Here is a 12,664-nt window from a genome sequence, read left to right as displayed (position 1 = left end):
CGAGGACGGACGGGCCTCAGCCCTTCACCGCGCCCTGCATGATGCCGCCCACGATCTGCTTGCCGAAGATCGCGAAGACCAGCAGGAGGGGGAGCGTGCCCAGCAGCGCGCCCGCCATGATCAGCGACTGGTCCGGCGTGTAGCCGCGGCCCAGCGCCGCGAGCGAGACCTGCACGGTGGGGTTGCCCGTCTGGCTCAGCACCAGGAAGGGCCACAGGAAGTCGTTCCACGTCTGCACGAACATCAGCATGCCGAGCACCGCCATCGCGGGGCGCGCCGCGGGGAACACCACGTGCCACACCACGCGCCAGCTGCTCGCGCCGTCCACCCGGGCGGCCTCGATGATCTCGTCGGGCAGCGCCTGCATCAGGTACTGCCGCATGAAGAACACGCCGAAGGCGCTGACCAGCGAGGGCAGGATCACCGCCTGGAGCTGGTCGGTCCACTCGAGCTTGGCGACCATCATGTACAGCGGGATCACGCTCAGCTGCGGCGGCACCATCATCGTGCCGATCACGATCAGCATCAGCGCGCCCCGGCCCTTGAACCTCAGCTTGGCGAAGGCGAATCCGGCGATCGTGGACAGGAACACGATGGTGGCCGCCGAAGTCCCGGCGACGATCGTCGTGTTGACGAACGCCTTGCCCAGGTTGGCGCCGTTCCAGGCCTCGTCGAGGTTGGTGAAGAGGTTCGAGCCGAACCAGAACGGCGGCGGCGTCTGCGCGAGCCGGTTGTTGTCGCGGGACGCGGCGATCGCCGTCCACACCAGCGGGAACAGCGAGCCGAGGGTGAACAGGCCCAGGATCACGTACGAGAGGGGGCCGGCGTGCAGCGTGCCGCCGGCGCGGGCCGACTTGGGCCGCCGGGCACGGCCGGGTTTGCTCACGGTCGTATCCGGCGGGGTCAGTGTCGTCGTCACGGCCGGTACTCCTAACTACTGGCGCGCAGCCGGCGCGAGATGACGTAGTTGACGATGCCGATCACGATCAGGATCAGGAACATGGTCCAGGCGATCGCGGAGGCGCGGCCGAGGTGCTGGTTCACCCAGCCCTGCTCGTACAGGTACAGGCCCAGCGTCTGGAACTGGTGTTCCGCGCCGCCGGACGCGCCCTTGTTCGGGTCGAACAGCAGCGGCTCGCCGAAGACCTGGCTCGCGCCGATGGTGGAGACGACCACGGTGAACAGGATCGTGGGCCGCAGCGACGGCAGCGTCACATGGAAGAACTGCTGCCAGCGGCTCGCGCCGTCCAGCGCGGCCGACTCGTAGAGATCCTGCGGGATGGCCTGCATCGCCGCCAGGTAGATCAGGGCGTTGTAGCCGGTCCAGCGCCAGATGATGATCGAGGACACCGCGAACTGCGACGGCCACTTGTCGTTCTGCCAGTCCACGGGGCTGATCCCGACGAGGTCCAGGCCCCAGTTGATCATGCCGTAGTCACGCCCGAAGAGCAGCACGAAGACCAGCGAGGCGGCTGCGATGGACGTCGCGTACGGCGCCAGCATCGCGACCCGGTAGAAGGTCGAGGCGCGCAGCTTGTAGTTGAGGATGTGCGCGATGCCCATCGCCATCAGCAGCTGCGGCACCGTGGAGATGATGCCGATCGTGAGCGTGTTGCGCGCCGCGTTCCAGAAGAACTCGTCGTCGAAGATCCGGGTGTAGTTGCGCAGCCCCACCCAGTTCATGTCGGTCGGCGCGGTCATCTCCACCTGGTGCAGCGACGCCCAGCCCGTGTAGAGCAGCGGGAACAGTCCGAACGCCAGGAACAGCAGGAAGAACGGCGAGACGAAGGCGTACGGGCTCCAGCGCAGGTCCCGCTGCCAGCGGCGGGACAGCCGGGCGCGGCGCCGCTGCTCCGCCTGTGTCGGTTCGACGGGCGGGCGGCCCGGGGCCGCGCCCCCCTCCTTCACGGGGGGCGCGGCGGTGTCGTGGCGGGTGGCCATGCGGGTCACTTGTCCAGGCTGTTGTCGATGGTCTTGGTGGCGTTGGCCCAGGCCTCTTCGGTGGACTTGCCCTTCGTCACCAGGATGACGCCGTTGTCGCTCAGGCCCTGCTGGATGATCTGGTCCTTCGGGCCGATCACCTGGACCGGGGCGGACTTGGCGGCCTCGGCGAAGATGGTGCCGATGTTGGCGCTGCCGGTCATCTGGTTGGTGGCGCCGGTGACTTCGGGCATCGTGTACGCGCCGGGCGCGCTCGGGAAGGAGCCCTGCACCTTGAACAGCTTGGCCTGCTGCTCGGGCGCGGTCAGCCAGGCGACCAGCTTCTCGGCCTCCTTCACGTGCTTGCCGCTGGAGGGGACGCCCAGGAAGCTGCCGCCCCAGTTGCCGGACTTCGGGGCCACCGCGACGGCCCACTTGCCGAAGGAGTCGGGCTTCGACTTGCCCTTGATGGTGCCGAGCATCCACGGCGGGCAGGCCACCGTGGCGAACTTGCTGTTCGCGATCGTCTGGTCCCAGCTCGGCTGGAACTGGGGAACCCCCTGCACCAGGCCCTCCTGGGCGGCCTTCGCGGTCAGGTCGAAGCCGGCCCGCACGGCGCGGTTCGTCTTGTAGATGATCTCGCCGGAGGAGTCGTAGAATTTCTCCTTCTCACTGGAGAGGACGGCGTTGAGCAGACCGCCGGGGGAGTCCATGAAGAAGGTGCCCGCCGGAGCCTTCGACTTGTACCTCTTGCCGGTCTCGATGAACTTGTTCCAGTCGCCCGCCCACAGCTGGCCGACCGCCGCCGGGTCGGTGGGCAGACCGGCCGCCTTGAACAGGTCCGTGCGGTAGCAGATGGCCATCGGGCCGACGTCGGTGCCGAGTGCGATCGTCTTGTTGTCCTTGGTCGTGGCCTGGGCCCACTTCCAGTCCAGCCAGTTGCTCTTGTTCACGCCCGAAACCTTGGACATGTCCTGGAACTTGGCGGCCTGGGTGGTGGTGACCTCGGATATGTTGGCGACTTCGATGGCCTGGACGTCCTGCAGGCCGCTGTTGGTGGTGAGGTGGTTCACCAGCGCCGGGTAGTAGTTCTCGTTCCGCTCGATGACGTTCTCGGCGATCTTGATGTTCGGGTTGAGCTTCTCGTACTCGGCGTAGAGGCCGGCCTCTTTGAAGCCCATGGTGCCGAACAGGCCCAGCGTGATCGTGGTCTTGCCCTTGCCGTCTCCGGACGAGCCCTTGTCGTCGTCCTTCTTGCCGTCGTCGGCACAGCCTGCCAGCAGCCCGGCGCCCAGTGCGGCCGCGGCCGCGATGACGACCGTCCTGCGCGTCCCGCGGGCGATACGGGTGCCCCCGCCCGACCGAAGCCGGGAGTGGGGGAGGGTACGTGCTCGCATTGCGTCCTCCTGTTGCCCTGACGTGCCGACCCCCCGGCCAACTGCATGGTTGGGCCCGTTAGTTTCTCGCTGCGGCTCGGGCGGGGAACGTGCGGGATGTGTATGTGTCAGGTACCGTGGGAGCGCTCCCACAAGTGATGTGTTGAAGAGTCGCGGGTTCGGCCGGGGGTGTCAAGGGTGGGAGCGCGGAAGGATGTGTTCAGTTATCGGCCTGTTAACTAACTACGGCGGGTGATGTTTTTCGGCCGGAGCCGGGGTGGGCGGGCGCGAGGGCGCCCGGTGGCCGCGGGCCCGAGGGAGCCGAGGTGAGAGCCCCGGTGACGGCGGGCCGAACGGGCGGGACTGTTAGATTCCAGGCCAGCGGGATGACGACGCGGGAAGGCGGGGCTCATGGCAAGCCACTCAGCGCGGAGCCGGAGCGGTGGGCGGCCCACCCTCGAAGAGGTGGCCGCGCGCGCCGGCGTGGGCCGGGGCACGGTCTCGCGGGTCATCAACGGCTCGCCCCGGGTCAGCGACGCGACCCGCGCGGCCGTGGAGGCGGCGGTGGCCGAACTCGGCTACGTGCCCAACACCGCCGCCCGCGCCCTCGCCGCCAACCGCACGGACGCCATCGCCCTCGTCGTCCCCGAGCCGGAGACCCGCTTCTTCTCGGAACCGTACTTCTCGGACATCGTGCGCGGTGTGGGCGCCGAACTCTCAGACACCGAGATGCAGTTGCTGCTGATCTTCGCGGGCAGCGACCGTGAGCGGCGACGGCTGGCCCAGTACCTCGCGGCCCACCGGGTGGACGGCGTCCTGCTGGTCTCGGTGCACGCGAACGACCCGCTCCCGGACCTCCTCGCCCAGTTGGAGATCCCGGCCGTGATCAGCGGCCCCCGCTCCGCCGCGGAGACCCTGCCGTCCGTCGACTCCGACAACTACGGCGGCGCCCGCTCCGCCGTGGAGCACCTGCTCGCCCAGGGCCGCCGCAGGATCGCGCACATCACCGGCCGCCTCGACGTGTACGGCGCCCAGCGCCGCGTCGACGGCTACCGCGACGCCCTGAGCGACGCGGGGTGCGAGGTGGACGAGGGTCTCGTGCAGCCCGGGGACTTCACCGAGGAGGGCGGCCGGCGTGCGATGGCCGACCTGCTCGCCCGCACTCCGGGACTGGACGCCGTCTTCGCGGGCTCCGACGTCATGGCGGCCGGCGCGCGCCAGGCGCTCCGCGAGGCGGGCCGCCGTATCCCCGACGACGTGGCCCTGGTCGGCTACGACGACTCGGCGATCGCCCGCCACATGGACCCGCCGCTGACCAGCGTCCGCCAGCCCATCGAGGAGATGGGCCGCCGCATGCTGGACCTCCTCCTCACCGAGATCGCGGACCGCCGCCCGACGGCCTCCCGCGAACTGGAACCCCGCCAGGTGGTCCTGGCGACGGAACTGGTGCAGCGGGCGTCGTCGTAAGCGGGGCGCGTCGCGTCCCGCGCAGGGCCCTTCGAGCGTGGCGGTGGTGAAGCTCACCGGCCGGCGGGGAGGGTGCTGCGCGGGGAGTGTCCTGTACAAGGGGCGAAACGCGTCAAGGGCTGACCCGCTTTCACGGATCAGCCCTTGACGGGTGAGGGTGAGTGACGGGACTCGAACCCGCGGCATCCTGGACCACAACCAGGTGCTCTACCAGCTGAGCTACACCCACCATGACCGGCGGTTCACTGGGTGGTTTCCCCTACCGGCCGAGAAAAAGTGTACAGGGTCCGAAGGGGTGCTCGCGCACGGCTTTCCCGGGGGGCCGGATCGGCGTCGTCACCGCCCCGGCAGGACGTGCTTCGCGGCGATGGCCTTGGCGGTGTCGGAGTCCGGGCCGGGCTGCGGTACGAAGACGGCCTCGCGGTAGTAGCGCAGTTCGGCGATGGACTCGCGGATGTCGGCGAGGGCGCGGTGGTTGCCGTTCTTCTCGGGGCTGTTGAAGTACGCCCGCGGGTACCAGCGCCGGGCCAGCTCCTTGATCGAGGAGACGTCGACGATCCGGTAGTGGAGGTAGCTCTCCAGGGTCGGCATGTCGCGCAGGAGGAAGCCGCGGTCGGTGCCGACGGAGTTCCCGCACAGCGGGGCCTTGCCGGGCTCCTTCACGTGCTCGCGCACATAGGCGAGGACCTGCTCCTCGGCGTCGGCCAGCGTGGTGCCGGCGGCGAGCTCGTCCAGCAGGCCGGACGCGGTGTGCATCTGACGCACCACCTCCGGCATCGTCTCCAGCGCCGAGTCCGGCGGACGGACGACGATGTCGACGCCGTCGCCGAGGATGTTCAGCTCGGAGTCGGTGACGAGGGCGGCTACCTCGATGAGAGCGTCGTCGGACAGCGAGAGGCCGGTCATCTCGCAGTCGATCCACACCATGCGATCGTTCATGCGACCACCCTAAGGCTGACATCGGCCGACGCGATGCCCCGGTGGGCTCGACTTCCCCGGCGCCTGGGGCGGGACGGAACGGGAGGGGCGGGGCGGCGGGGGCGCATCGGCCCCCGCCGCCCCGCCCGTCCTCACATGCCGCTACGCGGTCCCGGCAGGCTCGCCCGCGATCCCGCGAAGGCCTCCCGTGCGTGCTGGCCGTGCTCCGCGGACAGAGCAGCGGCCGACGCCGTGTGCGGCGCGCCCGCCGGGGCGGTCGGTCCCGGCGTGCGCCGCACCTGCGGCGGCACACCCGCCTCCGGGTGCAGCCCGCCCATGCCCGGCCCCACCGGAACCGGCGCAGGCGGCTCACTGTCGGTCTGCGGCCGGTCTCCCTGCGGCCGGCGCGCCCGGTACGCCGCCCGATAGGCGGCCGGGGACGAGCCGAGCTGCCGCCGGAAGTGCCCGCGCAGCGCCACCGGCGAGCGGAACCCGCACCGCCCGGCGACCTCGTCGACGGAGTAGTCGGAGGTCTCCAGCAGCCGCTGCGCCTGAAGCACCCGCTGGGTGATCAGCCACTGCAGCGGAGCGCTGCCGGTGAGCGAGCGGAACCGCCGGTCGAAGGTGCGCCGGCTCATGTAGGCGCGCGCGGCGAGCGTCTCCACGTCGAACTGCTCGTGGAGGTGCTCCAGCGCCCAGGCGACGACCTCGGCGAGCGGGTCGGCGCCGATCTCCTCCGGTAAAGACCGGTCGAGGTAGCGCTCCTGACCGCCGGACCGGCGCGGCGGGACCACGAGCCTGCGGGCCAGCGCGCCGGCCGCCTCGTTGCCGTGGTCCGTCCGCACGATGTGCAGACACAGGTCGATCCCGGCCGCCGTGCCCGCGGACGTCAGCACATCGCCGTCGTCGACGAACAGCTCCCGCGGATCGACGTGCACCGACGGATAGCGCTTGGCCAGCGTCGGCGCGTACATCCAGTGTGTGGTGGCCGGACGCCCGTCCAGCAGGCCCGCCGCCGCCAGCACGAACGCGCCGGTGCACAGGCCCACGATGCGGGCGCCTTCCTCGTGCGCCCGGCGCAGTGCGTCGAGCGCTTCCGCGGGCGGCGGGGAGGTGATCGAACGCCAGGCCGGCACGACGACCGTGCCGGCCCTGGATATCGCCTCCAGGCCGTGCGGTGCGGTGAGTTCCAGGCCCCCTGTGGTCCGCAGTGGGCCGTCCTCACCGCCGCACACCAGTAGTCGGTAGCGCGGTACGCCGGCGTCCTGGCGGTCAATCCCGAACACCGACAGCGGAATGGAACTCTCGAAAATCGGGCCGCCGCTGAACAGCAGTACCGCGACGATCTCCTTGCGGCGTCGCCCCGACAGTTTCCTGGCCGCGGCCTCCGGCGCGGCGATGGAGTCGTGGCTCATCCTGCTAAGCCCCCCTTGGTGGTCGCGGCGCCCCTAACTTGTCGGGCTTGTCGCTCCTGCACGTTTCCCCTCGGTCTGCACGAGTCCCCCGCCGTAGACAGTCAAGATCGAATCTACTGTGTCGTGCGCCGCCGGCATGGCCGGTTCAGCACCCGACAGATTGTCGACATGGCAACTTGGCGTGAAGCATTCGATCACGAAGGGTTGCACTCAGGGGCCGTGCAGGGAAGTGCGCCTTGTGGCAGTGGCCAATCCACGTAGGGTGCGCGGGGCCCGTCAGACCCTCTTCGTGCAGGTGGGACGGGGGGAGGGGGGTGGTCAGGGCAAGAGGTGCGGGGTTCTTGGAAGTTGGCTGAAAACCGATGCCTCGGGGTGTGAAAACCGGTCAGCCGACCGGTGCGCTTCCGCCGCTGTGACGACCGCCACGCCGCCCTCCGCCCTCGGTGCGGTGCCGGGCCCCGCGCCGGGACCGGTAAGGGGCCTGTGCCCCCTGTTCCCCGAGTGACTCATGTGACTCTCGGGGACCCTGCGAGAGGTGAGCCGCGTGTTCCTGCGCCCGCTGTCCGGCGGCGCACCGCTCGGAGCGGCGCAGCAGCAGCCGGCAGACGGCGGTGACGGCGGCCAGGCCCAGGGCCGTGCCGAGGGCGCCGGCGAGGGAGGCGCCGAACCAGACCAGGACCACGGGGACCAGGACACAGCTGAAGGCCGCCCAGCGGATCAGGTCGGTGGTCCGGTCGTCCCCGGCGCGGGCGTCGGGGGCTCGGCGGGCTGCGGGCATGGGGCGGCTTCTTCCTGGCCACTTCCGGAGGGGCGATGGCTCAAGGGGTTCAACGCCCCTCCCGCGGCTCGGTCACTGCCCCCGGTGAGCGCACCCTGCGCAAACCGCCTGTACGGGGCAGCGAGCATTGCGTTACGGGCGGCCCTCGTGCATGCTCCCTGGAACCCCCCAGGGGACAAGCGCGGGATCTGGGCCAACGGGGCTTGCCGCCGTACCCTTGGGGGTATGGGCCGGGGAAGGCGTTTCCCGGACACGCTCCACCACTCCCGCTCGTCCCACCCGTATTAAGGATCGATACGCCGAGACAGCCATGGCCGGTCACGAATTCTTCGAACCCGCGGACCGCAAGCGGCCCGTCGCCGACCCGACGGCGGCCGAGCCCCTGGCGGCGGAAGAGACACGCCCGTCCTGCGATCCCGCTTTCAAGCACGGGGTGGTCGTCGGTTTCGACGGCTCCATGTCCAGTGAGCGCGCCCTCGCGTACGCCATCGGCATGGCCCATCGCTCCCGCTCGGGGCTGATCATCGTCCACGTGGCCAACCGGCTGCCCACCACGGTGTGGGCGGGCTGCGAGCCGCCGGTCTTCGTCGATGTGCCGGACCACCGCACCGAGGTGCTCGGGCTGGAGCTCGCCTGCGCCGACTACCTCTCCGAGGTGCCCTGGATCCTGGTCGAGCGCGGCGGTGACATCTGCCACGAACTCGAAGAGGTGGGGCGGGAGTACGAGGCCGACGCGATCGTGGTCGGCTCGACGCACGGCATCGTCGGGCGCATCTTCGGCTCCGTCGCCGGCCGGCTCGCCAAGCGCGCGAAGCGGCCGGTCGTCGTCATCCCCTGACCCCCGACGCGTCCCTCGTCGGAGTGACTTGAGGCTTCTATGCGGGTGGGCCCCCTGACGTCCCGTCAGGGGGCCCACCCGTGTCGCTTCTTCTACTCGACGGTGACCGACTTCGCCAGGTTGCGCGGCTTGTCGATGTCCCGGCCGAGGGCCTTCGCCGTGTAGTAGGCGAGCAGCTGGAGCGGGATGCCCATCAGGATCGGGTCGAGCTCGTCCTCGTTCTTCGGGACGACGATCGTCTGGTCGGCCTTCTCCTGGCACTCGTGGGCCACCGCGAGGATCTTGCCGCTGCGGGCCTTGATCTCCTCCAGGGCGGCGCGGTTCTTCTCCAGCAGGTCGTCGTCGGGGACGATCGCGACCGTCGGCAGGGCCGGCTCGATCAGGGCCAGCGGGCCGTGCTTCAGCTCCGAGGCGGGGTAGGCCTCGGCGTGGATGTAGGAGACCTCCTTGAGCTTCAGGGAGGCCTCACGGGCCACCGGGTAGCCCCGCACGCGGCCGATGAAGAGCATCGAGCGGGCCTCGGCGAACTGCTCGGCCAGCTTCTCGATCTCGGCCTCCTGCTCCAGGATCTCCGCGATCTGGCCGGGCAGCTTGCGCAGCCCCTCGATGATCCGCTTGCCGTCGCGCACCGACAGGTCGCGGGTGCGGCCCAGGTGCAGCGCGAGCAGGGCGAAGGCGACCGTGGTGTTGGTGAAGCACTTCGTGGAGACGACGCACACCTCGGGGCCGGCGTGCACGTAGATGCCGCCGTCCGCCTCACGGGCGATCGCCGAGCCGACCACGTTCACCACGCCCAGCACCCGCGCGCCCTTGCGCTTCAGCTCCTGGACGGCGGCCAGCACGTCGTACGTCTCACCGGACTGGGAGACGGCGATGTACAGGGTGTCGGGGTCGACGACCGCGTTGCGGTACCGGAACTCGGAGGCGGGCTCGGCGTCGGCGGGGATGCGGGCCAGCTCCTCGATCATCTGGGCGCCGATCATGCCCGCGTGGTACGAGGTGCCGCAGCCGAGGATCTTCACGCGGCGGATCTGGCGCGCCTCGCGGGCGTCCAGGTTGAGGCCGCCGAGGTGCACGGTGGAGAAGCGGTCGTCGATGCGGCCGCGCAGCACGCGGTCCACGGCGTCGGCCTGCTCGTGGATCTCCTTGTGCATGTAGGTGTCGTGGCCGCCCATGTCGTAGGAGGCAGCCTCCCACTCCACGGTGGTGGGCTCGGCGGTGGTGCGGGTGCCTTCGGTGGTGTAGGTGCGGAAGTCGTCGGCCTTGAGGGTGGCCATCTCGCCGTCGTCCAGGGTGACGACCTGGCGGGTGTGGGCGACCAGGGCGGCGATGTCCGACGCGACGAACATCTCCTTCTCGCCGATGCCGAGGACGACCGGCGAGCCGTTGCGGGCGACGACGATCCGGTCGTTGAAGTCGGCGTGCATGACGGCGATGCCGTAGGTGCCCTCGACCACGCGCAGCGCGTCGCGGACCTTGTCCTCCAGCTTGTCGGCCTGGGACCGGGCGACGAGGTGGACGAGGACCTCGGTGTCCGTCTCGGAGAGGAACTCGACGCCGTCCGCCTCCAGCTTGCGGCGCAGGTCGGCGGCGTTGTCGATGATGCCGTTGTGGACGACGGCGACCTTCAGGTCGGCCGACATGTGCGGGTGGGCGTTGACGTCGGAGGGGGCGCCGTGGGTGGCCCAGCGGGTGTGGGCGATGCCCGTGGTGCCCTTGAAGCGGGCCGGGACCTTCGCCTCGAGGTCGCGGACGCGGCCCTTGGCCTTGACCATCTTCAGGCCGGCCGCCTTCGGGGAGGTGACGACGAGGCCCGCCGAGTCGTAGCCGCGGTACTCCAGGCGCTGAAGGCCCTCCAGGAGCAGCGGGGCGACGTCACGCTTCCCGATGTATCCGACGATTCCGCACATGTATACGTTTCCCCAAGCTTTCGATCACCCGTAGACGATGCGCCGCAGTTGCCGGAGCGTGAGCTCCGGCGGGGCCACCGCACGGTATTTCAGGTCCGCCTCGATCCGTTCGAAGATCTCCGCGTTGACCAGGCCCTGGGCCTGGAGCTCGCGGTGGCGGCGACGGACGTAGTCCTCGGTCGTCTCGTCGAAGTAGGCGAGCACGTCCTGGATCACCCGCAGCGCCTCGCCCCGCCGCAGGGGCGAGGAGCGCGTCAGATGATCAACGAGTTCGTCGTGCACCCGGTAGATCCTGAGGTACCGGAGCGGGTTTCGCAAGAATCCTGCCCGATTACGGGCAACCGCTTGCGGACGATCTTTGGCACAACATTGGATCTGTCATGAGTGGCTGTTCGCGCGCCGTCCACCCCCGCGCCCGCGAACCGTTGCCCGGGGCAGCGAGTTTCGGGCCTCATGGACACTCCTCGCATGGGCGTACCCGAGCGGCTCGCCGCCCGCATGAGCATGGCCGAGCAGCACGAGTACCTGCGCACCAGATTCTCCCGGCGCACGATGATCAGGGGCGGCGCGGTCACCCTGGGCGCCGTCGCCGGCGGCGCCTTCGTCCCCGGCGCCACCGCACAGGCCGCCGTACCCACGCAGACCTTCGCCGCCGCCGAGACCGTCGACGGCTCCCTGGTGGCCCCCTTCGGCCGCCACCTGGCCTTCGGCGACGACCCCCGCACGGAGATCGGCATCTCCTGGCAGGTGCCGCTTGCGGTGAAGAAGCCCTTCGTCCGGATCGGCACCCACGCCTCGCACCTCTCCGTCAAGATCGAGGCCGAGGTGCGCACCCTCTTCACCCCGGCGGGAGTCGGCGCGAGCGGCAACCACACCCAGTACTACGTGCACGCCAGGCTGACCGGTCTCAAGCCCGGCAGGACGTACTTCTACGGCGTCGGCCACGACGGCTTCGACCCGGCCGACCCGCGCTTCGCCGGCACCGTGGGCACCTTCACCACCGCCCCCGCGCACAAGGGGCCGTTCACCTTCACCGCCTTCGGCGACGAGGGCGTCAGCTACCACGGCCTCGCCAACAACAGCCTCCTCCTCGGCCAGAACCCCGCCTTCCATCTGCACGCAGGGGACATCGCCTACGCCGACCCCTCCGGCGCCGGCAAGACCGCCGACACCGGCTTCGACTCCCGGATCTGGGACCAGTTCCTCGCCCAGACCGAGTCCGTCGCCAAGTCCGTCCCCTGGATGCCGGCCTTCGGCAACCACGACATGGAGGCCTGGTACTCGCCCAACGGCTACGGCGGCGAGGAGGCCCGCTGGAACCTCCCCGGCAACGGCCCCGACCGCAGGAACCTCCCCGGCGTCTACTCCTTCGTCTACGGCAACACGGCGGTGATCTCCCTCGACGCCAACGACGTCTCCTTCGAGATCCCGGCCAACCTCGGCATCTCCGGCGGCACCCAGACCACCTGGCTGGAAGCCCAGCTGAAGAAGTACCGCACGGCGAAGGACATCGACTTCGTCGTCGTCTTCTTCCACCACTGCGCCTACTGCACCTCCACCGCCCACGCCTCCGAGGGGGGAGTGCGCCAGGAGTGGGTGCCGCTGTTCGAGAAGTACACCGTGGACCTCGTCATCAACGGCCACAACCACCAGTACGAGCGCACCGACGTCATCAAGGGCGGCAAGGTCACCCGCGAACTCCCGATCGGCGGCACCGCCTATCCCGAGACCGACGGCGTCGTCTACGTCACCGCGGGCGCCGCGGGACGCAGCCTGTACTCCTTCACCGCCCCGCTGTCCTACGAGGGCCATGTCGGCGACGTGGAGTCCGTCGCCTCGTTCGTCAACACCAAGGACGGAAAGCAGAAGGAGACCGTCGCCTGGTCCCGGGTGCGCTACCTCGACTACTCGTTCCTGCGCGTCGACGTCGCCCCCGCCGCCGAGGGCCGCACGGCCACGCTCACCGTGCGCGGCATCGCCGAGAGCGGTGAGCGGGTCGATCACTTCACGGTGGCGCGCAAGGCGAAGTAGTCCCGTGCGCG

11 protein-coding genes and 1 tRNA gene are annotated in these 12,664 nt (G+C 70.0%); 3 read left to right on the top strand and 9 right to left on the bottom strand.

Annotation, left to right across the window (positions count from 1 at the left end; translation table 11 throughout):
- Window positions 1-16: 16 nt before the first annotated feature.
- The 3 genes from ACFYXA_RS29480 to ACFYXA_RS29470 are packed head-to-tail and all read right to left on the bottom strand — an operon-like array spanning window position 17 to window position 3,317.
- Window positions 17-919, bottom strand: coding sequence for a carbohydrate ABC transporter permease (locus tag ACFYXA_RS29480; protein WP_352249698.1), 903 nt, complete (start codon window positions 917-919; stop codon window positions 17-19).
- A gap of 11 nt (window positions 920-930) precedes the next feature.
- Window positions 931-1,941 carry a carbohydrate ABC transporter permease gene (locus ACFYXA_RS29475; protein ID WP_389038895.1) on the bottom strand — a complete coding sequence of 337 codons (1,011 nt, stop codon included), beginning with the start codon at window positions 1,939-1,941 and terminating at the stop codon, window positions 931-933.
- A 5-nt stretch (window positions 1,942-1,946) separates the two neighbouring features.
- Complete coding sequence (locus ACFYXA_RS29470; protein ID WP_352249700.1) at window positions 1,947-3,317, bottom strand: extracellular solute-binding protein; 1,371 nt, start codon at window positions 3,315-3,317, stop codon at window positions 1,947-1,949.
- A gap of 390 nt (window positions 3,318-3,707) precedes the next feature.
- Here ACFYXA_RS29470 and ACFYXA_RS29465 point away from each other — a divergent pair, with 390 nt between their 5' ends.
- On the top strand, window positions 3,708-4,763 hold the full coding sequence (locus tag ACFYXA_RS29465; protein ID WP_352249702.1) for a LacI family DNA-binding transcriptional regulator: 1,056 nt from the start codon (window positions 3,708-3,710) through the stop codon (window positions 4,761-4,763).
- Between the two features lie 156 nt (window positions 4,764-4,919).
- On the opposite strand, the gene ACFYXA_RS29460 is transcribed toward ACFYXA_RS29465, so the two are convergent.
- From ACFYXA_RS29460 to ACFYXA_RS29445, 4 genes are all read right to left on the bottom strand, one after another.
- Window positions 4,920-4,992 (bottom strand) — tRNA-His (locus ACFYXA_RS29460).
- 107 nt (window positions 4,993-5,099) lie between these two features.
- Window positions 5,100-5,702 carry an oligoribonuclease gene (gene orn / locus ACFYXA_RS29455; protein ID WP_351090687.1) on the bottom strand — a complete coding sequence of 201 codons (603 nt, stop codon included), beginning with the start codon at window positions 5,700-5,702 and terminating at the stop codon, window positions 5,100-5,102.
- A 131-nt stretch (window positions 5,703-5,833) separates the two neighbouring features.
- Window positions 5,834-7,096: a helix-turn-helix domain-containing protein gene (locus tag ACFYXA_RS29450; protein ID WP_352249704.1), complete on the bottom strand. Its 1,263-nt coding sequence runs from the start codon at window positions 7,094-7,096 to the stop codon at window positions 5,834-5,836.
- 385 nt (window positions 7,097-7,481) lie between these two features.
- Complete coding sequence (locus tag ACFYXA_RS29445) at window positions 7,482-7,874, bottom strand: hypothetical protein (protein WP_352249706.1); 393 nt, start codon at window positions 7,872-7,874, stop codon at window positions 7,482-7,484.
- Window positions 7,875-8,184: 310 nt separating this feature from the next.
- Between ACFYXA_RS29445 and ACFYXA_RS29440 the strand changes: the two genes are divergently transcribed.
- Window positions 8,185-8,712, top strand: a complete 528-nt coding sequence (locus ACFYXA_RS29440) for a universal stress protein (protein WP_130436636.1) — start codon at window positions 8,185-8,187, stop codon at window positions 8,710-8,712.
- Between the two features lie 92 nt (window positions 8,713-8,804).
- On the opposite strand, the gene glmS is transcribed toward ACFYXA_RS29440, so the two are convergent.
- Together glmS and ACFYXA_RS29430 are read right to left on the bottom strand one after the other, a co-directional pair.
- A complete protein-coding gene (gene glmS, locus ACFYXA_RS29435; protein WP_130436637.1) occupies window positions 8,805-10,622 on the bottom strand; it encodes a glutamine--fructose-6-phosphate transaminase (isomerizing) in 1,818 nt (605 codons plus the stop codon).
- Window positions 10,623-10,646: 24 nt separating this feature from the next.
- Window positions 10,647-10,904 (bottom strand): hypothetical protein, encoded by a 258-nt coding sequence (locus ACFYXA_RS29430; protein WP_130437517.1) that lies wholly within the window; start codon window positions 10,902-10,904, stop codon window positions 10,647-10,649.
- 186 nt (window positions 10,905-11,090) lie between these two features.
- On the opposite strand from ACFYXA_RS29430, the gene ACFYXA_RS29425 reads away from it, so the two are divergent.
- Entirely contained in the window at window positions 11,091-12,653 is a 1,563-nt protein-coding gene (locus tag ACFYXA_RS29425) for a purple acid phosphatase family protein (RefSeq protein WP_389038534.1), read from the top strand.
- The last annotated feature ends 11 nt before the right edge of the window (window positions 12,654-12,664 follow it).

This window comes from Streptomyces sp. NPDC002566 (genome assembly GCF_042889585.1).
Classification (GTDB): Bacteria; Actinomycetota; Actinomycetes; order Streptomycetales; family Streptomycetaceae; genus Streptomyces.
This window is presented reverse-complemented; position numbering and strand designations above follow the sequence as displayed.